General features: G+C 34.9%; 23 protein-coding genes and 1 riboswitch. Of the genes, 9 read left to right on the forward strand and 14 right to left on the reverse strand.

Translation table 11 applies throughout. The features are described 5' to 3' along the window. Positions 1-80: 80 nt before the first annotated feature. Positions 81-1,457 carry an MATE family efflux transporter gene (locus tag ACOQFO_RS06330; protein WP_421688851.1) on the forward strand — a complete coding sequence of 459 codons (1,377 nt, stop codon included), beginning with the start codon at positions 81-83 and terminating at the stop codon, positions 1,455-1,457. 625 nt (positions 1,458-2,082) lie between these two features. On the opposite strand, the gene ACOQFO_RS06335 is transcribed toward ACOQFO_RS06330, so the two are convergent. From ACOQFO_RS06335 to ACOQFO_RS06345, 3 genes are all read right to left on the reverse strand, one after another. Then, positions 2,083-2,919 (reverse strand): hypothetical protein, encoded by an 837-nt coding sequence (locus tag ACOQFO_RS06335; protein WP_421688852.1) that lies wholly within the window; start codon positions 2,917-2,919, stop codon positions 2,083-2,085. Between the two features lie 122 nt (positions 2,920-3,041). After that, positions 3,042-3,596, reverse strand: a complete 555-nt coding sequence (locus ACOQFO_RS06340; protein ID WP_421688853.1) for an NADPH-dependent FMN reductase — start codon at positions 3,594-3,596, stop codon at positions 3,042-3,044. Between the two features lie 95 nt (positions 3,597-3,691). Next, a complete protein-coding gene (locus ACOQFO_RS06345; protein WP_421688854.1) occupies positions 3,692-3,931 on the reverse strand; it encodes a hypothetical protein in 240 nt (79 codons plus the stop codon). Positions 3,932-4,234: 303 nt separating this feature from the next. On the opposite strand from ACOQFO_RS06345, the gene ACOQFO_RS06350 reads away from it, so the two are divergent. From ACOQFO_RS06350 to ACOQFO_RS06370, 5 genes are all read left to right on the forward strand, one after another. Continuing rightward, on the forward strand, positions 4,235-5,284 hold the full coding sequence (locus ACOQFO_RS06350; protein WP_421688855.1) for a PseG/SpsG family protein: 1,050 nt from the start codon (positions 4,235-4,237) through the stop codon (positions 5,282-5,284). A 227-nt stretch (positions 5,285-5,511) separates the two neighbouring features. Next, positions 5,512-5,700, forward strand: coding sequence for an SE1832 family protein (locus ACOQFO_RS06355; protein ID WP_421688856.1), 189 nt, complete (start codon positions 5,512-5,514; stop codon positions 5,698-5,700). A 74-nt stretch (positions 5,701-5,774) separates the two neighbouring features. Further along, complete coding sequence (locus ACOQFO_RS06360) at positions 5,775-7,346, forward strand: ABC-F family ATP-binding cassette domain-containing protein (protein WP_421688857.1); 1,572 nt, start codon at positions 5,775-5,777, stop codon at positions 7,344-7,346. 303 nt (positions 7,347-7,649) lie between these two features. Beyond that, positions 7,650-8,054: a transcriptional regulator SpxA gene (gene spxA / locus ACOQFO_RS06365; protein WP_421688858.1), complete on the forward strand. Its 405-nt coding sequence runs from the start codon at positions 7,650-7,652 to the stop codon at positions 8,052-8,054. 75 nt (positions 8,055-8,129) lie between these two features. Beyond that, the gene (locus tag ACOQFO_RS06370) at positions 8,130-8,555 is read left to right on the forward strand and encodes a MarR family winged helix-turn-helix transcriptional regulator (protein WP_421688859.1); all 426 of its coding nucleotides are present in this window, start codon (positions 8,130-8,132) and stop codon (positions 8,553-8,555) included. A 108-nt stretch (positions 8,556-8,663) separates the two neighbouring features. Here the strand turns inward: ACOQFO_RS06370 and ACOQFO_RS06375 are convergent, their stop codons facing one another. Further along, positions 8,664-9,212 carry an RNA polymerase sigma factor gene (locus ACOQFO_RS06375; protein WP_421688860.1) on the reverse strand — a complete coding sequence of 183 codons (549 nt, stop codon included), beginning with the start codon at positions 9,210-9,212 and terminating at the stop codon, positions 8,664-8,666. 265 nt (positions 9,213-9,477) lie between these two features. Here ACOQFO_RS06375 and ACOQFO_RS06380 point away from each other — a divergent pair, with 265 nt between their 5' ends. Continuing rightward, positions 9,478-10,860 (forward strand): dipeptidase, encoded by a 1,383-nt coding sequence (locus tag ACOQFO_RS06380; protein ID WP_421688861.1) that lies wholly within the window; start codon positions 9,478-9,480, stop codon positions 10,858-10,860. A gap of 528 nt (positions 10,861-11,388) precedes the next feature. On the opposite strand, the gene cyoE is transcribed toward ACOQFO_RS06380, so the two are convergent. From cyoE to ACOQFO_RS06395, 3 genes are all read right to left on the reverse strand, one after another. Beyond that, entirely contained in the window at positions 11,389-12,273 is an 885-nt protein-coding gene (gene cyoE / locus ACOQFO_RS06385; RefSeq protein ID WP_421688862.1) for a heme o synthase, read from the reverse strand. Between the two features lie 165 nt (positions 12,274-12,438). After that, entirely contained in the window at positions 12,439-12,657 is a 219-nt protein-coding gene (locus tag ACOQFO_RS06390; RefSeq protein ID WP_421688863.1) for a hypothetical protein, read from the reverse strand. A gap of 147 nt (positions 12,658-12,804) precedes the next feature. After that, positions 12,805-12,963 carry an AbrB family transcriptional regulator gene (locus ACOQFO_RS06395; RefSeq protein WP_421688902.1) on the reverse strand — a complete coding sequence of 53 codons (159 nt, stop codon included), beginning with the start codon at positions 12,961-12,963 and terminating at the stop codon, positions 12,805-12,807. A 266-nt stretch (positions 12,964-13,229) separates the two neighbouring features. On the opposite strand from ACOQFO_RS06395, the gene ACOQFO_RS06400 reads away from it, so the two are divergent. Then, positions 13,230-13,445, forward strand: a complete 216-nt coding sequence (locus tag ACOQFO_RS06400) for a hypothetical protein (RefSeq protein WP_421688864.1) — start codon at positions 13,230-13,232, stop codon at positions 13,443-13,445. Between the two features lie 54 nt (positions 13,446-13,499). Here the strand turns inward: ACOQFO_RS06400 and ACOQFO_RS06405 are convergent, their stop codons facing one another. Both ACOQFO_RS06405 and ACOQFO_RS06410 read right to left on the reverse strand, forming a co-directional pair. Continuing rightward, positions 13,500-14,306, reverse strand: coding sequence for an alpha/beta hydrolase family protein (locus ACOQFO_RS06405; protein ID WP_421688865.1), 807 nt, complete (start codon positions 14,304-14,306; stop codon positions 13,500-13,502). Between the two features lie 77 nt (positions 14,307-14,383). Next, positions 14,384-15,124 carry an AAA family ATPase gene (locus tag ACOQFO_RS06410; RefSeq protein WP_421688866.1) on the reverse strand — a complete coding sequence of 247 codons (741 nt, stop codon included), beginning with the start codon at positions 15,122-15,124 and terminating at the stop codon, positions 14,384-14,386. Positions 15,125-15,206: 82 nt separating this feature from the next. Between ACOQFO_RS06410 and ACOQFO_RS06415 the strand changes: the two genes are divergently transcribed. Then, on the forward strand, positions 15,207-15,392 hold the full coding sequence (locus ACOQFO_RS06415; RefSeq protein ID WP_421688867.1) for a hypothetical protein: 186 nt from the start codon (positions 15,207-15,209) through the stop codon (positions 15,390-15,392). Between the two features lie 50 nt (positions 15,393-15,442). Here the strand turns inward: ACOQFO_RS06415 and dut are convergent, their stop codons facing one another. From dut to ACOQFO_RS06440, 5 genes are read right to left on the reverse strand one after another with little or no spacing between them, the layout of a single operon-like run. Continuing rightward, positions 15,443-15,880: a dUTP diphosphatase gene (gene dut, locus ACOQFO_RS06420; protein WP_421688868.1), complete on the reverse strand. Its 438-nt coding sequence runs from the start codon at positions 15,878-15,880 to the stop codon at positions 15,443-15,445. 11 nt (positions 15,881-15,891) lie between these two features. Then, positions 15,892-16,860, reverse strand: a complete 969-nt coding sequence (gene nrdF, locus ACOQFO_RS06425) for a class 1b ribonucleoside-diphosphate reductase subunit beta (protein ID WP_421688869.1) — start codon at positions 16,858-16,860, stop codon at positions 15,892-15,894. After that, a complete protein-coding gene (nrdE, locus tag ACOQFO_RS06430; protein ID WP_421688870.1) occupies positions 16,848-18,941 on the reverse strand; it encodes a class 1b ribonucleoside-diphosphate reductase subunit alpha in 2,094 nt (697 codons plus the stop codon). Before nrdE ends, nrdF begins: the two co-directional genes overlap by 13 nt. Beyond that, the gene (gene nrdI / locus ACOQFO_RS06435; RefSeq protein ID WP_421688871.1) at positions 18,916-19,296 is read right to left on the reverse strand and encodes a class Ib ribonucleoside-diphosphate reductase assembly flavoprotein NrdI; all 381 of its coding nucleotides are present in this window, start codon (positions 19,294-19,296) and stop codon (positions 18,916-18,918) included. The genes nrdE and nrdI overlap by 26 nt, the downstream gene beginning before the upstream one ends. Beyond that, positions 19,293-19,517: a glutaredoxin family protein gene (locus tag ACOQFO_RS06440; RefSeq protein ID WP_421688872.1), complete on the reverse strand. Its 225-nt coding sequence runs from the start codon at positions 19,515-19,517 to the stop codon at positions 19,293-19,295. Before ACOQFO_RS06440 ends, nrdI begins: the two co-directional genes overlap by 4 nt. A 271-nt stretch (positions 19,518-19,788) precedes the next feature. Further along, positions 19,789-19,970, reverse strand: a riboswitch (cobalamin riboswitch). Positions 19,971-20,017: the final 47 nt, after the last annotated feature.

The raw sequence follows: 20,017 nt of genomic DNA on the forward strand, positions 1-20,017 counted from the left end.
TACGTCCTTTTTCACCTGTTGTATGGTAAGATAAATTTTATTTTTAACATGATCGAACAATTTTAAGAAAGAGGAAAACCATGTCAGATACAATTCAAAAGCCTAAGGAAAAACTAAGTTTATTTTCTTTAACTTGGCCAATTTTCTTAGAGATTTTCTTATTTATGTTAATGGGTGTTGCGGACACATTCATGCTTGCATCGGTTTCAGACGATGCGGTATCGGGTGTGGGAACTGCCAACCAGTATATACAAATTGCTATTTTGATTTTAGGGGTTGTAGGGAATGGGGCTTCCATTGTCGTATCCCAATATCTAGGATCTAGACAATTTCTAGAAGCTACAAAAATATCTGCACTAGCGGTTACACTTAACCTTTGTGTTGGTTTCATTATTTCAGTTGTGTTTATATTATCGTCACATCAATTAATGACGATGATGAACTTGCAAGGTGATGTTCTTGAATATGCATGGCACTATTTAATTATCGTTGGGGGATGTATTTTCTTACAAGCCATCATGACGTCGCTTGCTGCAATAATCCGTGTTCACGGATGGACGAAACAAACAATGTATGTATCACTTGGCATGAACATTATTCACGTAGTAGGTAACTACATTTTAATATTCGGTAATTTCGGTGCTCCTGAACTTGGTGTTCAAGGTGCGGCAATTTCAACTGTAATTAGTCGCTTCCTTGCAGTATTTGTCTTTATGTGGCTATTCTATCAAGTGTTAGAAGTGAAGGTGAAGCTCCGCACTTTCTTTACTTTCTCGAAAGATTATGTACGAAAAATTTTATCCATTGGTATTCCAAGTGCATTGGAACAAATTTTGTATCAAATCTGTCAAATAGTGTTCTTATATTATGTAACTTATTTAGGAGCGGAATACATTGCTGCTCGACAATATGCCGTAAACATTTCAATGTTTACTTACTTATTTGCGATGGCTATCGGTATGGGGACTGCCATTATTGTCGGCCGTTATGTAGGTGCAGGCAATCAAGATGCCGCATATAAACAGCTTATGGCAAGTGTTCGTGCTGCCATGATATTTACCCTTGTAATGGTAGCCATTGTAATGGTGTTTAGAGAGCCGTTAATGGATGTATTTACTGATAATCCTAAGGTTATTGAAATAGGTGTTTCAGTCCTTTTATTAAGTATTTTGCTTGAAACTGGACGTACGATGAACATCACGATTATCAATACGCTTCGTGCTACAGGAGATGCCCGTTTCCCTGTAATAATCGGATTTTTTTCAATGATTTGTATGAGCTTACCTCTTGGCTATTTACTTGTCTTCGTCTTTGATATGGGATTAGTTGGTGTTTGGCTAGCGATTGCAGCAGATGAATGGTGCCGCGCAATCATCGTGTTCTTTAGATGGAAGAGTCGAAAATGGGAGCGTTATGCACTAGTTACTCCTAAGGCTGAGGAAGAGATAGCAAGTTAACTAGTTAATAAAGAATGTGAGGCGATTTAGGTTAGATTTCTGGCCTAGATTGCCTCTTGTTTTCTGTTTTGGGATATTTTGTGGGGGACTAAGGCAAAATGTCTCGTTTTCGCTGGTTTTGAGACTTTTGTTTGTGGTTCCCTTGACGAAATGTCTCATTTCCTTCGGTTCTGAGACATTTCACTGGGGATTCTTGACCAAAATGTCTCATTTCCCCCAGTTTCGAGACATTTCACTGGGGATTCTTGACCAAAATGTCTCATTTCTTCCGGTTTTGAGACATTTCACTGGGGATTCTTGGCCAAAATGTCTCATTTCTTCCGGTTTTGAGACATTTCACCTGCGTTCCCTTCCCAAAATGTCTCATATTCATCGGCATGGAGATATTTCAGCTAGTGACCCAAGTCGCACATAAATTCACGAAACCCGCACATATCGTGGGAAAACTCGCACATAAACCGGCGAAACCCGCACGTATCGCATAATCTCCTCTCCCAAATGTCTCGAATTCGCCAGCTTTGAGACATTTTACAGAACTTCCCCCTGCGACATGTTCATAAAATCCCCGTTTCAACTCTACTAACTAAAACAAAAACCCTTTAAACCATTGCAACGGTTTAAAGGGTTATAATTCTTTATTTTCCTCATGTTCAATACTGCTTACTTCGACTGTTGCGGGTTGTTTGATCGTATTTTTAAGTTTTTGAAAGTACGATACGGCCTGTTGATATAGTTTCTCCATTCTCTCTTCTAAAAAATTCGTACGCTCAAACAAAATAAACCGCACATGATCGATCTGGTGAACAATCTTATCAATAATCCCTTCTTGACCATCAACTCTGTTCACTACTTCTTGTTGAGTCTCTTCAAGTTTTGTCACTTTATCAGCTATTTCATTTTGCAGGACTATTTGTTCATCAATCCTAGTTAATATTAGATCATTTGAAACATTAACATGCTGCATCTGATCTATTACTTCATTTCTAAAAGAAGTGATTAATTCTAATTGTTGATTAATCAGCATTTTTGCTTCATCTAATCGACTCAATTGGTTAAATAATTCTCGTTGCGATGTAGACAAGTTTTGGAGTTGCGTAAGCACTTCTTTATTTTGTTGTTGATCAACTTGAATCATTTCTTGCAGACCATCTTGTTTATTTTCTAGCCTTTGTAACCATGATACAAATTGTTTCTCCACTTTTTCGTGTTGTTGATGGAGGCGTTTTAGTTCTAACACTCTATGCTCCAATTCTCTCCATTGCCTATTTTGTTGCAGCTGATATTTATCCTGATTTTTATTTATATCTTCGATTGCCTTTTTTATGTTCTTATTAGAGGCTTTTTGATCTTTCACAAATTCAGTAAATGCATTAATACAATATTCAACTTGATTTGGCTCAATTAATGCCCCTTTGTTTTTATACACTTCTGGGTGCTGTTTTTTGTTGATAAACAATCCCATTTCAAACACCCCCTGTTTCTCTTTCTATACTATGCAGTATGTCTGGGAATGGGCACACCAGAAAGCTAAATCATATTTACAGATAAAAAAAGAGCACCACACAATTGTGCATGCTCTATAAATTAATGATTATCAACAGGTTGTTTTGGTAACGTATTACTAAGTTTGCAATATTGAACGAATACTCTCGCTAATTCCCGTAGTCGATTTTGAATATCTTCATCAATAATTTGATCATTCTCATCAAAATGAGATGTATGCAAATAAACATAATTTGGCGTAACTAAACTGCGGAAATAATCAAGTATTGGTTTGAATTGGTTTTCTACAACTAGATGATGCTGATATGTGCCACCTGTCGCCACAATGGATGCAGGTTTATAACGCATTGCTTTAGGTGATATCATATCTAGTGCATTCTTTAGTACACCAGGAATGGATGCTTGGTAAATTGGCGTTGCAAAAACATATCCATCCGCCTCTTCTATTTTTTGAATCATCATTTGCATATCTTCATTAAGTGGAGATCCATCTAATATCTGGTGCTTCAATTTTGAAAAGTATAATATTTCAAGTTGTAGTTCATGATCATATTCTTTTATATATTGTTCGACTTGTCGTAGTGTTGCACCTGTTTTCGTACCAAATACTGTGCCATCTACAAGTAGAATCTTCATGTTGCATATCCTCCATCATCTCTTCTATTCCATTTTGTTATTTTAACAGATGCAACAAGAGAGTCATAGGAAACAGATTTGATTAGAAAAATAATTCAGTCTTTTGTCTGAGATTTTGTGTTACTTGCCTTCTCTATTGCCTTATCAATTTTTTGTGCTGGTGATGTTAGACTAACGATAGTTGAGCCTGCTTCAATAAAATTCTTATTTCCATTGGTAAAAAAGTGGATATTATTTTCAGTATCTACTGAAAATAGTTGAATTGTTTCATGTATATTATCTTCTTCAAATTGTTCAAATGTATATTGTTCGGTTAGAACAGTTTTACGAATCATATAACCTTTTTCAACATGTCGGTTTAATGTATGAATATCGTATTCAGATTGAAATAGCCTTTTCCCACGATTCTATTCATTGCATGAACTTGTTTCCACTATTAGAATGACTCTTCCAATTTTGTAGATATGGTTAAGATGGAATTTTTCATTGATATCACTTATATTTTTCATTTTTTCCTGAGTAATCGCATACATTTTTTTAAATCTAATACTAATCTATTTTGATAATTTACTATTTTCTACTCATACTCTAGCGTTTTTAACCATAACTTAGTATGGATTGGAAAGGATGGGATTCTCTTGAACAATGAATTAGTGAGTATAAAAGAAAAAAAGAAAATTGCTTTTATTGTAGAACATAGCCAAACGAAAGGTCTTTATCCTCTTGAACGAGTTGCAACAATGGCAAAATTATTAGAAAAAGAAGAATCCATTTGGATATTCTTAAAATCAGCTAGTAACGAAGCAGTTCAAATTTTTGCAAATGAGCAAATTTCGCCTATATTATTTAATCACTATAATGAATTAACGAAGCATATTCGCAATCTTCAACCTGATTTGATTGTTCAAGATGGAAAAGATACTTTAATCGAGCATGTTGAGCAATTAAAACCTTATTGTAAGACACTCGTACATTTTGATGACTTTGGTGATGGTGCACAGTTTGCTGATTGCAATATCGTTGCTCTATTTGAAGAAACGAAGGAAAATGCTGCTCAGAATATACTTGCAGGACCTTATGCATTTGCAATTACAGATACAATTCGCCAAATCGCAGAGTCTCGTGCTTCAAACGAACTGTCTAGTCCCCCTCATATCGTCGTAGCTTATGAAGATGGGGATGAAAACAATTTAACTTATAGAACATTACGTCATTTAACTCAATTAAACATTCCGTTAAAAATAACGGTTGCTATCGATCGTGAATATAAACATTCCGTTGAAGATTTACAAATGATGGTGCTAACTCGTCGAAATACAAAAATCTTCAAACATGAAAGAGCACTTGAACAGTCATTAACAGAAGCGGATATTGTCATTTGTAATGCAAGTTACACCCCTTACAAAGTTGCAGCTGTAGGTGTTCCTTGTATCACAGCCGCTCAAAATGAAGTAGAATTGAACAATGCTTTCCCAAGAGAGCATCATGGTTTCATTCATTTAGGTTTAGGTAGAAAAATGAAGCAATCTAATATACAAAATGCTGTAATGGAATTGCTATTGCATGAGGCAAGAAGAGAGCGTGCAGTACGAAAACAATTAGAACTAGAAATCATTGAAAATAATGAAGTATTAAAAAGTCTGTTATTAGACTTCGCTTATGAACGTCATAATATGGTGTCATTATAATCTTTTATTTTATCTCAACCGATTATCTGATGAATCTAATAACATCAAACTTTAAGCTCTGTGTGAGAAAATCCTCATACAGAGCTTTTATAATATAAATTATTTGAATCAAACAATCAGCAAGAAGAATTTGACTAATGAAATCCCCTCCCCTCCTATGTTACAATGATGGATGAGAATTTTTCGTGGAAATGAATTAGTGGAATTTGATAAAAGGAGCAGTCCAAATGCTTACTAAAAAAGAACTAGAACAACAAATTGCTGAATTGAAAATGGACTACATCAATTTACAAGGTGATATGGAAAAGCTTGAACAAACAGGTCATGCTGGTTCTGTTGCACAAGCACAAGAGCGCCTTGAAAAAATGGAAAAGCAACTTGCTGAACTGAATAAACAGCTCGCGGCGTTGTCATAACCCGCGTTTTTTTATGGACTTTATTAAAAATTAATCAATTTTGAGATATATACTAAATTTTGGAGGAACTAGATATGGCAATATTAACAGTTGAAAACTTAGGCCATTCCTTTGGGGATCGTACCCTATTTAAAGATGTTTCATTTCGTCTTGTTGAAGGCGATCATATTGGATTAGTTGGTGCAAATGGTGTTGGGAAATCTACTTTAATGAGAATCATTACAGGTCAATCGATTCATGACACAGGGAAAGTTGAATGGTTACCAGGTACTCATTATGGTTATTTAGATCAACACACTGTACTAACTGCTGGTCGCTCAATGCGCGATGTTTTACGTGATGCTTTCCTTCCCCTATATAAAAAAGAAGAAGAATTAAATGAAATCACTTCTAAAATGGGAGAAGCAACACCAGAAGAGTTGGAAACATTATTAGAACAAATGGCTGACATACAAGATGCTTTAGATGCTGGGGATTTTTATACATTAGATATTAAAATTGAAGAAGTTGCTCGCGGGTTAGGTTTAGACGCAATTGGCCTTGAACGTGATGTTGCGGCACTATCGGGTGGTCAACGTACGAAAGTACTTCTAGCTAAATTATTACTAGAAAAACCGAAAGTGTTATTACTAGATGAGCCTACGAACTATTTAGATGAAGAACACATTACTTGGCTTTCAAACTACTTGAAAAACTATCCTCATGCATTTTTATTAATTTCGCATGATACGGAATTTATGAATGATGTCGTTGATGTAATTTTCCATTTAGAGTTTGCAAAAATGACTCGCTATACTGCAACTTATGAAAAGTTTTTAGAATTAGCTGAGATTAATAAACGTCAACATATTGATGCGTACGAAAAGCAACAAGAGTTTATTAAAAAACAAGAGGAATTCATCGCAAAAAACAAAGCACGTTATTCAACAACAGGTCGTGCAAAATCACGCGCGAAACAATTAGAACGATTAGAACGAATTGATCGTCCAGAAACAGCAGTTAAGCCTGAGTTTGGATTTAAAGAAGCAAGAGCATCTAGCCGATTCGTAGTAGAAGCTGATAATTTACTAATTGGTTATGATCCATCAAAACCTCTATTACCACCTCTTTCTTTCACGATTGAACGTGGAGAAAAAATAGCGTTAATCGGGATGAACGGTGTCGGTAAGTCTACATTATTAAAAACGATGTTAGGCAAAATTGACGCATTAGGAGGAAAAGTTGGTAGAGGTGATTTCCTTATTCCTTCATACTTTGAACAAGAAGTAAAAGCCGGCAACATTACGCCAATCGATGATGTATGGAACGCATTCCCTAGCATGGACCAACACCAAGTTCGTGCTGCCCTAGCCCGTGCTGGTTTGAAAAACGAACACATCTCTCGCCCATTAAATTCATTATCAGGTGGAGAGCAAGCAAAGGTCCGTCTATGTAAACTAATGATGGAAGAATCCAACTGGCTTGTATTTGACGAACCTACGAACCACTTGGATGTTGATGCTAAGTCTGAACTGAAACGTGCAATGCAAGAATATAAAGGTACAATCGTGTTAGTATCACACGAACCTGAATTTTATGAAGGTCTAGCTACAAAAGTGTGGAATGTTCAAGATTGGTTCACGACTGGAAAAACAGATTTAAAATAAAATGATTCGGACCGTAGTAGTGCAATTTAATTGCCTACTGCGGTTTTTTTGTTGAATTTATCTATTATTCTTACACTCTGGTATAAATCAGACACAAATTGCTAACTTTTTACTAATTTTTGAAACTTTTTTTAAAACGAATCGTATATATTCTTATAGAAAAGGTTATAAAAATAGTATGAAGTAAATTATGTATATTTCGTGAAAACTATTGACTTACATTTATCTTACCAGTAAGATATTTATATAATATATTTATTTTACTGGTAAGCTTTTATAAATTTATGAAAGCGAGGAGTTACAATGACAGTTACTATTTACACACAATCAAGCTGTTCATCATCACGTAAAGCAATTAAATGGTTAAAAGAAAACCAAATTGATTTTGTTGAGAAAAGAATTACTTCTCAACCACTATCCTTAAACGAATTTAAAAATATTTTACGCATGACTGAAGATGGTACAGACGAAATTATTGCAACGAATTCAAACGATTTTAAAAATCTTAATATTGATATTGACCAGCTTTCAATTCAGGAGCTATATGACCTAATTCAAAAACATCCCCGTATGTTACGTAGTCCCATTTTGTTGGATGAAAAACGAATCCAAGTTGGCTATAATGAAATGGACATTCGCCGCTTTATTCCACGTAAAGTGCGTGCTTATGAATTAGTTGCTATGCAAAAGCTTGCTAGTCAAATGTAACGAATGGTTAAGCCTTGTAAAAGAGTTTCATACTTCTTTTACAAGGCTAATCCAATAGATGGAGGCTCGCGCAGAATGGATAATCAGAGATTTGAACGTCTCTCTTCTCTTTTTGAAGTAGTCTCTTCATTAGAGCGAAAATGGGCAAACGAATGGAACCAAAAAAATCAGTTAGGCTTTTCTAAATCTCATATATTACTATTAGAGTTACTGGCTAAGGAAGGCCCAAAGCGTCCATCTGTTATTGCTGAACGTCTGAATGTTACAACAGGAGGCGTTACCGTTTTAACAACCAAACTTATTAACAGCGGTTTTATCGAAAAAACGCAAAACAATGCAGACAGACGTTCTTCCCAAGTTGCCATCACAGCAGAAGGTAAAAAAATTCTTGAAGAATCAAGATCTCAAGTAAAAGAGATGGTAAACTCCATGTTTGGAATGCTTACAAATGAAGAAATCTCAACATTACAGAAGATTTTTGAAAAATTGAATAGTAAATAAGATGGCACCTTTTATTAAGGTGCTATTTTATTGTACTGACTCCCCTCATATCACAAATGAAAATAAAAAAAGAATTGCTCCATAAAGAACAATTCTTTCATATTACAATTATGCAGTTAATACACCGTCAACAACAGCATCATCTGCTAATAAAATTTCTTTTAGTCTTGCTTTCGCACGGAATAAACGTGATTTTACTGTTCCAATAGATACTTTCATTAGATTTGAAATTTCAACTAATGAATATTGGTCCACGTAGAAATACCAAAGTGTTTTTTGATAAATTCCATCAAGCATTTTCATTTTTTCTTGAACTATTTTCGTCACAGCAACTTTTTCAACTTGTTCTTCAGTTGATAATTCATTATTAGGAACCAAATCTAATATTGGAACGTCTAATGTTTCAGGTTGATACATTACGTACTTACTACGACGAACATTTTTGCGATAGCGATCACGGAAAGTATTCATAGTAATAGTTGTAAGCCATGCTTTTACATGTTCGACTTGGGAAACTTGTTCTTCATTGCGAACAACTTTCACCCAAACTTCTTGCATTAAATCTTCAGCTTCTAAAGTGTTACGTGTTAATTTTAAACATAAATGATATATATATCGGTTATATTCTTCATATACCCCAGCTAATTGATTAGTCATTTGTTTTACCTCCATTTTAAAAAGACATAAGTTATATACCTTTCTACAGTTTCTATTTTGCCAAATATTTGTATTACAACCCATCGCATTAGCTTTCATTTCCATTACATTGATGTAAGATTTCTATTTCGAAGAGGAAATTAATGTTACAAATAAACTGAAAACTCCGAATAATATACAATTTCTGAGTACCATCCACCCATTTAAATGGTGAATCTGTTATACTGTTTTTACTTATGGAAATATTGGAAATGAGGGATATATGATGAGTCATTTAGAAACGTTAGATCAATATTTTTCACAAAATCGTGAGAAACATTTAGAAGAATTGAAAGAGTTTTTACGAATCCCTAGTATCAGTGCATTATCGGAGCATAAACCAGATATGTTAAAAGCTGCAAACTGGTTAGCAGAAGCTCTTAAGAAATTATCAATTGAAAACGTATCAATCGATGAAACAAAGGGTCATCCTGTTGTTTATGGTGAATGGCTACATGCAGAAGGAAAACCAACGATTTTATTTTACGGGCACTATGATGTGCAACCAGTGGACCCACTAAACCTTTGGGATTCAGAACCTTTCAATCCTGAAATAAGAGATAATAAGTTATTTGCTCGTGGTTCTTCAGATGATAAAGGACAAGTGTTCATGCACTTAAAAATGATTGAAGCACTTTTTGCAACAGAAGGTACCCTTCCTGTGAATGTGAAATTTATCTACGAAGGTGAAGAAGAAATTGGTAGCCCTAACCTACCTGCATATGTTGAAGCAAATAAAGAAAAGCTTGCCGCAGATTTAATCTTAATTTCTGATACTGGTTTATACGCACCTGGAAAACCAGCAGTTTGTTATGGTTTACGTGGCTTAACTGGCGTACAAATTGACGTTCGTGGTGCAAAAGGTGACCTACATTCAGGTCTTTATGGTGGCGGTGTACAAAACGCAATTCATGCTTTAGCAGAAATATTAGCTTCTTTCAGAAATGAAGATGGCAAAATTTTAGTTGAAGGATTTTATGATCAAGTGATCCCTCTTTCTGATGAAGAACGCCAAGCTTATAAAGATTTAAACTTTGATGAAGAAGCATTAAAAGAAGAAATTGGTGTTAATGAATTATTTGGAGAAGCAGGTTTCTCATACTTAGAGCGAACTTGGGCTCGTCCTACTTTAGAGATTAATGGTGTTTATGGTGGATTTTCAGGTGAAGGGATAAAAACTGTACTACCTGCAGAAGCCGGAGCTAAAATTACTTGCCGTCTAGTTCCTAACCAAGATCCTGAAGAAATCGTTGCATTACTTCGTAAACATATTGAACAACATAAACCTGCAGGTGTTGAAATTACGGTTTCTGAATTTGATAAAGGTGCTCCTTATCTTACACCTTTTGATCATCCGGTTATTCAAGCAGCAGGACGCTCTTATGAAAAAGTTTATAATGTCCCAACTGCATTTACTCGAGGAGGAGGTTCGATTCCGATCGTTGCCTCATTCGATCAAATATTACAGCTACCTGTAGTATTAATGGGATTCGGACTCAATAGTGAGAACTTCCATGCGCCAAATGAACATTTCCATTTAGAAAACTTCGATAAAGGTCTACGCGTACTTGGAGATTACTTACATGAAGTTTCAAATTTAGATTTATAATTTAATTATTGCGATCAATAGGAAAAAGTCGTCCCTGGATATCCAAGGACGACTTTTTGACTAACCTTTTTTAAAGCAATATATAATTATAGGGGAGGTTATATATCTTGTCGAACAAGCTTTACAAAGGTTGATATGAGCTAACTAATCACTTTTACTAAAGAGCGATTTATCATAAGAAACTTTTGTTCGCTTTATGATGACTTTAGTTTACCACCAATGAAGTACACTTTGTATACAAATTATATACATGTCACATTTTTATCACATTCTTGTTCACATTTTCGAAATATATTGTTCTATAACACAAATCTAAAAACCGTAAAATTCGTAATTAAAGCGTAAAAATACGCATCGCTCCATAAAATCCTTCAAACTAACTGTTACAATACTGAAACTAACGACTATCTTTTATTATATTTTTTTGACTAATCTGTCAGTTATCGCCTTCACTTATTTGATTTCCCCCCTCCTCCTTTAGCAAAAAAAAAGAGTATAAAACGCTTTCACGTATTATACTCTAATAATCTAACTAAAAATAATGGCTACAATTGAATAAATAATAACTGTTGCAAATTCAATGGTCATAAACAGTAAGGAATACACAAACATCTTTGTTGACCATGTTTTCCCTTCCATTCTGTGGTAACCTACGAAGCTTAACCATAACCAAATAATTGCTAAAATTAAGGAAACAAGCGTTAAGCCCCAACTAATTGGAACAAATAAGAAACTTGTTAACGTTAAAATAACTAAATAAACATTCGTTTGAATATATGTTCTTCGTATTCCTTTTACTACCGGTAGCATGGGAATTCCCGCCGCTGAATAGTCATCTTTTTTACGAATGGCAATTGCATAAAAATGTGGCATTTGCCAAATTACCATGATAAAGAATAACGCCCATGCTGCTGGATGCCAAATGTCTGGAGCTACTGCAGCCCACCCAATTAACGGAGGTATTGCACCAGAAATACTCCCTACTTCTGTATTCCAAATTGTTCTTCTTTTTGTCCACATCGTATATGGGACAACATAAAAAAAGACACCTAGTAATCCTAATAGCGCTGCTAACCAAGTTGTCAACGAAAGTAGAATTAATCCAACAAGTAATAATAATATAGCCACTGTTAATACGGTTTTGGTACTTAACTCACCTGTTACAGTTGGACGATTCTTTGTACGCTGCATGATTAAGTCAATATCACGATCATAAAGATTATTAAATGCTCCTGCAGCACCGATAATAAATGCACTACCAATAAATGCAAAGATTATATTCGGGATGTTCTCTACAAAGTCTAAATCATAAGTATATATAGCAAGCATTAAGGCAGCAATCATCGGAATTAAATTCGATTTAATAATTCCTGTCTTAACAGTCTTTGCCCATAAATCGATATAATTTTGCATAATCTATCATATTCCCTTCAATAAAAGACACTATACGTCAAAATAGCACATGTTACTATCATAACATTGATTAGGGATATACAACAATCTACAGTTTCAAGTAGATTTTGAAACTTTATTGATTTATTAGTAGAATTTACTTTGACTTTCAATAAATTACACGATTTATTGTTTTCTATTTAATACTTCTTCAGCAGCTACTAATCCGACAGTTTTATTTCGTTTCCATATCTCATCCCAATATTTTAATGGAACGAACGATTTTTTAATTTGTGGTGTAATTTCTACTGTAATTCCAGGCATTTTATAGGTCATTATAAACCAATCTGCAGAAGCACCAGAACCGGTATTTCCAGGTGGTTGCATTACACGGTAACCTGTCACTTTACTAATTTTCTTTGCAAGCGATAAGTCTCTTTCTCTATATTGTTATGATGAAAATTATCTAATTCCACATAAAATGTTTGTCCAAGTATTTTAATAACTCCATTTGCATTGTTATAGATATATTTAGAACAAACATGAAGACAATCATACAGCCCATTCCAGTAAATATTCAAATTGAAATGCTTGCCCTATTGCCATTCCAACTACAACTAGTCCAAAATTTCGAAATTCTACTGGCCAAATTAACTCGATTTTTCGTATAAAAAACTGACTTATTAATACAGCTACTAAAGGTCCTAACATCCATGGAATAGGTAGACTTAAACTTCTAAAAACTTGAACAAAAGTAGAAATTTTGAAAACTGAGATATTTATAAGCAATGTCAAAAATATGTAACAGTTATTCACATAATTGTAAATTTACTTTTGGGTTAATATAAGAATTTAGACCTTATAGCCTAAACTTTTGTTTTTTACCGAATCATTACAACTTTGTGTAAAGCCAACCGTATAGAATAAAATCACCTCCTCTTACGCACATTAAAATTACTCTAGGAGGTGATTGAACCATGGGCAACAAAAACAATCGAAGAACGTTAAATGTTAGAAATCATAATCCTTTTGAAACTTATAAACATTTGCATACGAATAAGACAAGTCATCAAGATAATCCAGAAGATAACACAGCTGAATTTTCTGAGGAATTTGACTCTAAACTGAAAAACAATAATAATGCAACAAACCACGATAAAAATTCAAAGTCGAATAAAAAGCATAGTAAATAAAAATAAAGCCCTTCGGTTATCCGAGGGGCTTTTAAAGATAATACTTTATATCTCTTATAGATTTTTTTGAAGCCAATCATGTATAGTACTTATTAATTCTTCTCTTTTATCTAAGTAATTATGGTCGGAATCAAATAACACTGTTTCGAAATCAGCCCCAGCACTTTCAAGAATTTGTTCGAGTGGATCATGAAAATACTCTTTTGGCAATTCCTCATCATGGCTGACAGCAGTAATTAAAAGTTTTCTATCTACTAATGTTGGTGTAAATAAAAACGTATTCCACTCATCTTCATGATCACGAACTTCTTGTAATAATTTTTCCCCTGAAGATTCATGTAAGAAAAATGCTGCTTTATCAAGCATATTTAAAATTTGTCTTTCTAAAGATGGATTTTGTTCGATCATATTAATAAATAATGAAAAGTTTGCACCCGATAAGGAGGCGATGACTTTGATAGATGAATCAAGTGAAGCAGTTTTTAATGCTAAAAAACCACCAAAGCTATGACCAACTAGACCAATGCGATGTACATCAATACGATTTTCTTTTGCTACATCAGGTTGCTTAATATATTTCAATGCAGCTTGTACATCTTCTATCGCATTTCCAAATGAGTAGTTCCCCTGACTTCCCCAAGATCCTCGGTAATTAATAGCTAAGACATTCCATCCCTTTGCTTGTAATTTAGCAGCAATGTCAAGATTCAATAGTGCACCTGGAAAACCATGTAGTAATAAAATAGTTGCTTTTAGATTTTCTCCCTCAGCAACATACATTCTACCAACAATAAAGTCTTCACCACTTGGAATTTTTAAAAGTGAAAGCTTACTTGAACCCGGTTCTTTTACTGGAAACATTTAAAACCCTCATTTCCTATTAGAATACTATGGATTAATTATAAGTGGAAGCAATAAGATATAGCAATATAAAATTTCTAAATTTCATCAGGCTCCTCAAAAATTGCTTTTAACATTTTTTCTCGATTTTGAAGAAAATACTTCGTAATTTGATAATGATCCGTCATTTCATATTCAATCTCCTGAATTTTTCCATAATCAAAAGAATATATGGTTGCACCAGGGTACCCTAAAAGAATAGGTGAATGCGTCACAATAATAAATTGACAATTATTTGTTGAAGTTAAATCATGAATAATTTTCATAAATGACAACTGCATTTGAGGGGAAAGTGCAGCCTCAGGTTCATCTAGTAAATAAATCGCTTTACCTCTAAACCGGTTTGAAAATAATGATAAAAATGATTCCCCATGGGATTGCTCATGTAAAGAATTCCCACCATAAGCATCGTATATACTTGGATATTCACTTGCGATTTCATCGATATGAGAAGCAAATTGATTAAAAGACTCTGCTCTTAGAAAGAAACCGTTCGATACTTTCGGTAACCAAGCAAGCCTTATATATTCTGATAAGGAAGATTCGGAAGCATGGACATAATACTCATTATTTCTTCCACCACCTGCTGTATTAAATCCACATTTATCTGCTATTGCTTCAAGTAGAGTCGATTTCCCTGTCCCATTTTCCCCTACAAAAAATGTGACATTATGATGAATATCAAGTTGATGAAGGTTACGTATTGCTGGTATAGATAATGGGTAATTTTTATAAGAGGGGATTTCATTGCGGAGTAATTCAATTCTTTTCAAAAACATAGTATCACCAGCTTTTATATGATCTTAGGTACATAAACATAAGTAATTATTATCATATTAACAGATGAAAGGAGATGAAGATATGACAGAGCGTAATGATTTTGATATCTATTCCAATTTTAATGACAAAATTCCGTTACGGAAGAAAAATCTTCGCCAATCAGATGAGGAATATGGTTCGGAGGATAATTTTACAAAATCCAATAATAAAAACAAAGAGTCATTTAGCGACTGGGTTGATAAAATGACAAAGAAACTTGAGAAGTAAGAAAGATTCCCATAGGTATTTAACTTACTTATGGGAATCTCTGTATTTTACTACTTTGTCCCGCTCGAGCCGAATCCCGATTCTCCTCTTTCAGTTTCGGATAAAGCCTCTACCTCAACTAAATGAACTTGCGGAACGGTTTGAATCACCATTTGAGCAATGCGCATTGCTTTTTCAACATGGAAGGTTGCTTTTCCATGATTAATGAGAATTACACCTATTTCGCCACGATACCCTTCATCGATTGTACCGGGGCTGTTTAGAACAGTAATACTATGTTTAAGAGCAAGTCCACTTCTAGGGCGAACTTGTGCTTCAGTCCCTTTTGGTAACTCCAGTTGGATTCCTGTTTTAATTAATCTTGCTTCACCTGGTGGTATTTCTACAGATTCAATCGAATAAAGATCCATACCTGCATCCCCTGGGTTTGCTTGTAATGGAATTTGTGCCTCTTCGTGAATTCTTTTAATTTTTACTTCGTAGTTCATTGTTGTCATCCTTATCGATTAAATTGGAAAGTTTCGTCTGTAATTGGTGCGACTTTAGCTTTCGCGTAACTAGATCCTTTTTGTGAGAAGAAGTCGTATGTGGATCCTTCATTTCGAATACCATTCATCACAATCGGATTTACTTCTTCTTCAGGAAACATCGCATCAAAACCTACGTTCATTAATGCCTTATTTGCATTATAACGTATATAAACTTTTACTTCAGGCGATAAACCTGTTTCCGCATATAAATCATCCGTATAATTCATTTCATTTTGATATAAATCAAGTAGTAGGTCATAGCCCCAAACTTTTAACTCGTCTTGTTTTTCTTGAGGGAATTGTTTGAATAGGTTTTGTGCGAAAAAGCCTACAGCTACACCGTGAATTGATTCGTCACGAAGTATAAGTGATATTACTTCCGCACTGTTTCGCAGTACGCCTTGTCCACCTAGATATAGTGGATAGAAAAATCCGGAGTAGAATAAAAACGACTCTAGCATTACGGACGCATACATTGCTTTCCATAAACTTTCAGGATTACCCTCTTCAATGGCGTTGTAAATTTCACTGATTTTATTGGCTTTGTATTGCAGGAACTCATTTTTCTTCACCCACTCAAAGAGTTCATCAATTTCTGAGTTCGTACAAAGTGTTGTAAAAATATAAGAATAAGATTTTGCATGGATCGCTTCAAAGGAACCAAATACAGTCAAAACAGCTTTTTCCTGCATATCCGTCACATGTGCTGCGATTTTATTCATTCCGATATTTGTTTGAACTGTATCCAATAAAGTTAGCCCTGCAAATACCTTTTTATAAGTTTCTTGATGTTCAAAATCTTGCCATTGTTTGACGTCTTTGGATACAGCGATTTCTTCAGGAAACCAAATTTGTTTCCATTGTTGGTCCCAAAAAACTTGCGCTAGATCACTCGTTGGTTTATTCCAATTGACAGCTTCATAGATTAAATTTGACATGCTACACACTCCTCAAGTGTTTGTAATCGTTGACGTACATAGTAAACAGATTTAATGCCCTTAGTCCAAGCGTAAATATAAATTTTAGCGAGTTGTTCAGTTGTCCATTGATCCGTTACATATAGTGTCATCGAAATTCCTTGGTCCACATGTTTTTGTGCAGCAGCATATAAATCAATCATGTCATAAGGATTCACATCATATGCCTCTACATATAAATGTACATTTTCATTTGATAAATGTGGCATTGGGTAAATCGTACGGCTATCCGCATAATCACGAATTTCCACGCGCTCTGTACAAGGTGCAATGGAGGCTGTGCAAGATCTTATATAAGATATGGAGCCCGTTGGAGCGGTAGCAAGCCGATATCCATTAAACACACCATACCGCATGACATCTTCTTTTAAATCTTCCCACATTTGTTTCGTGATAATTGGAATATTGCCAAGTGCTTTTAAAACAATAGGAGACACTTCCTTCTCCTCTTTCTCCACATACTGTTTGAAATAAACACCTGAAGCATAATCACTATCTTCATAACGATAGAAAGTTTCTCTGCGCTCTTTTGCAATCTCCATCGATGATTTCAGAGAATAGTAGTTCATCGCCTCCATAAAGCAATCAATAAAATCGATAGATTCTTTCGATCCATAAAGAATCCCTTGTGTCACAAGGTGACCGTGTAAATTCATAGCACCAAGCCCTACGGAATGCATTAATTGATTTGCTTTCGCAACTGAAGGAACATTTTTAATGTTAGTCATGAGCGAAACGTTTGTTAAGAGGCGCATTGATGTATCGACTAACTCCCCAAAATCTTTCACTTTACTTGCCGCATGTATATCAATAGAACCTAAGTTACATGACACATCTAATCCATATTCATTTTCTTGATCTTGGTCTGTAATATTGCTAGTTTCTTGTACTTGCAAGATTTCTGTGCATAAGTTCGACATCTTCACTCGACCAATTCCTTTAAGTGGATGTACTTCATTCACATTGTCATCGAAAATCTCAAATGGATATCCCGATTCAAATTGCGCTTTTTTCACTTCTGTATAGAGCTTCCGCGCATTGAGACGTTTGATCTTACGAATATTTGGATTATCCAATAGCTCATAGTACATTTCAGAGATAGAAATCTCAGACATTCTTTTTCCATATTCTTTATAAATATCGTAAGGGCTAAATAGCACAATATCTTTATCTCTTCTCATAAGTTCAAAGAATATGTTTGGAATAATAATGCCAGTTGATAACGTTGCTAGTCGGATTTTATCGTCAGCGTTTGGTTTTTTACTAGAAATAAAGTTCTCGATATCCGCGTGGAAGATATTCAGATACGTCACACCTGAACCATTTCGCTGTCCAAGCTGATTTGAATAGGAGAATGAATTCTCTAGTAATTTCGCAACAGGCATTACCCCACTTGCACGATTCTGTATCCCTTTAATCGGATCTCCTAATGGTCTGAGGTCAGTTAAGTTAACTCCAACTCCCCCACCAAGTCTTGATAATTCCAAACAATACCCGATATTTTCAGCAATACTATTCATTGAATCATCCATCGATAATTTGAAGCAACTAACTAATTCCCCACGCGCCTTCTTCCCGCTATTTAAAGCGGTCGGTGTTGCAGGTTGGTACGCTTCCATGATTGACTCAACTGCACGCTCGGCAAGTTCTTGATCTCCTTGCGCCAAGTACAAAGCAATTATGACAATACGATCTTCATATTTTTCTAGTATCTCTTGCCCATCTCGACTTTTCATTGCATAGCTATCATAGAACTTACTTGCACTCATAAAAGACGGAAAACGGAAATGATAATCATATGCTTTTTTGTACATTTGTTTAATGAAGTCCATATCATACTTCTCGAGAAATTCCTTTTCATAATACCCTTCATTAACTAGATATCTGATTTTTTCCTCGATATCAATAAAGTAGCGTAAACGAACATTTACATGTTCTAAAAAATAGCGTCGTGTTGCTTCACGGTCTTTTTCTAGCTCTAATTGTCCTGTTGTACTATACCGGTTTAATACTTCGTTATTCAACTTTAAGTAAGTATTCATCCTTTACCCTCGTTTCGTAAAACTGTTGTATTGCCTCGTAATCTGTTTGAAAGCCTCTTAACTCTAGTTTGCGAACTAGTGGAATTTGATAAGCCATTGCTATTTTATCTCCTGCTGCAGCAAACAAATTGTTGCCAAAGTTGCTATTTCCGCTGGCTACAACTCCTCTGCAGAGTTGACCATTGGTTTCTAGAAACTGCGAAACTCTAGTTGGAACTTCACCTAATTTATCTGTGTATGTAATTAAGAGGTATGGCTTATCTATTATTAAATTCTCAGTAATCTCAATGGCCTGAGCTTGCAATTTGGAAACGATATATCTCACATTACCCGTCCGACTTGCATAAGCAATCATTGTGCAACCAATTCAATTTTTGAAATGATCTCCTTTACATCTCCTATAAGTTCACCGTCAATCTCAAGAACTGGAACAGAGAGAAATCCTTCATTTAAAATCTTTTGTTTCGCTTCTTCGTTATGGTCAATATTAATTACTTCTACCTCAAGTCCTGCTTGTTGTAATTCTGATTTTACCCACATGCATTTTGGGCAAATTGTTTTCGTGTAAAGTTTCATTGATAATCCCTCTTTCTTACTATTGTCTTAAGTGTTAATTGAACCTCTTGTTTTAGGACAGTTCATATGGATTTTCTTCCCAATGTGACCTTCATTGAACTTATGAAGGACACTTCCTGCTAGTTTTCACTTTGATCTGTCCTTCATCAATCCATTCAAAGTCTTATAAAACGCAAAAAAACTACCTCTTCAAAAAGAGGTAGTTTGGAAACGTTCAGAAATTGATAAATGAAAACATCTGCGTCTCCATTCCTCAATCCCCGAAGAAATGTTCGATTGGTTTTATTAGGCAGGTCTCCTGGCTTTGCCTCACCCTCCGATTCCCTTCCCATGTGTATATACACAAAGTGGATTGAATCATCGTCAGCATTACAGTTGCGGGGACAGCGTCGGTTTCGCACCGAACTTCCCTATTAAACTACATATGGTAGTACCTAGATAAAACTAATACAATATGTTGTTGTTTCGTTACATTGGTAAGTGTACCACATACTAGTAAT

It is taken from the genome of Ureibacillus sp. MALMAid1270, assembly GCF_049202975.1.
Taxonomy (GTDB): domain Bacteria; phylum Bacillota; class Bacilli; order Bacillales_A; family Planococcaceae; genus Ureibacillus.

Coding starts and splice junctions, on each gene's coding strand:
- ACOQFO_RS06380 (WP_421688861.1), top strand. CDS start 9,478: ATGAGTCATTTAGAAACGTTAGATCAATATTTTTCACAAAATCGTGAG.
- ACOQFO_RS06410 (WP_421688866.1), bottom strand. CDS start 15,124: ATGTTTTTGAAAAGAATTGAATTACTCCGCAATGAAATCCCCTCTTAT.
- ACOQFO_RS06360 (WP_421688857.1), top strand. CDS start 5,775: ATGGCAATATTAACAGTTGAAAACTTAGGCCATTCCTTTGGGGATCGT.
- nrdF (WP_421688869.1), bottom strand. CDS start 16,860: ATGTCAAATTTAATCTATGAAGCTGTCAATTGGAATAAACCAACGAGT.
- dut (WP_421688868.1), bottom strand. CDS start 15,880: ATGAACTACGAAGTAAAAATTAAAAGAATTCACGAAGAGGCACAAATT.
- ACOQFO_RS06400 (WP_421688864.1), top strand. CDS start 13,230: ATGGGCAACAAAAACAATCGAAGAACGTTAAATGTTAGAAATCATAAT.
- ACOQFO_RS06415 (WP_421688867.1), top strand. CDS start 15,207: ATGACAGAGCGTAATGATTTTGATATCTATTCCAATTTTAATGACAAA.
- nrdI (WP_421688871.1), bottom strand. CDS start 19,296: ATGATTGCTTATGCAAGTCGGACGGGTAATGTGAGATATATCGTTTCC.
- ACOQFO_RS06335 (WP_421688852.1), bottom strand. CDS start 2,919: ATGGGATTGTTTATCAACAAAAAACAGCACCCAGAAGTGTATAAAAAC.
- nrdE (WP_421688870.1), bottom strand. CDS start 18,941: ATGAATACTTACTTAAAGTTGAATAACGAAGTATTAAACCGGTATAGT.
- ACOQFO_RS06345 (WP_421688854.1), bottom strand. CDS start 3,931: ATGATTCGTAAAACTGTTCTAACCGAACAATATACATTTGAACAATTT.
- ACOQFO_RS06395 (WP_421688902.1), bottom strand. CDS start 12,963: ATGTTAGGACCTTTAGTAGCTGTATTAATAAGTCAGTTTTTTATACGA.
- cyoE (WP_421688862.1), bottom strand. CDS start 12,273: ATGCAAAATTATATCGATTTATGGGCAAAGACTGTTAAGACAGGAATT.
- ACOQFO_RS06355 (WP_421688856.1), top strand. CDS start 5,512: ATGCTTACTAAAAAAGAACTAGAACAACAAATTGCTGAATTGAAAATG.
- ACOQFO_RS06375 (WP_421688860.1), bottom strand. CDS start 9,212: ATGACTAATCAATTAGCTGGGGTATATGAAGAATATAACCGATATATA.
- ACOQFO_RS06440 (WP_421688872.1), bottom strand. CDS start 19,517: ATGAAACTTTACACGAAAACAATTTGCCCAAAATGCATGTGGGTAAAA.
- ACOQFO_RS06330 (WP_421688851.1), top strand. CDS start 81: ATGTCAGATACAATTCAAAAGCCTAAGGAAAAACTAAGTTTATTTTCT.
- ACOQFO_RS06405 (WP_421688865.1), bottom strand. CDS start 14,306: ATGTTTCCAGTAAAAGAACCGGGTTCAAGTAAGCTTTCACTTTTAAAA.
- ACOQFO_RS06370 (WP_421688859.1), top strand. CDS start 8,130: ATGGATAATCAGAGATTTGAACGTCTCTCTTCTCTTTTTGAAGTAGTC.
- ACOQFO_RS06340 (WP_421688853.1), bottom strand. CDS start 3,596: ATGAAGATTCTACTTGTAGATGGCACAGTATTTGGTACGAAAACAGGT.
- spxA (WP_421688858.1), top strand. CDS start 7,650: ATGACAGTTACTATTTACACACAATCAAGCTGTTCATCATCACGTAAA.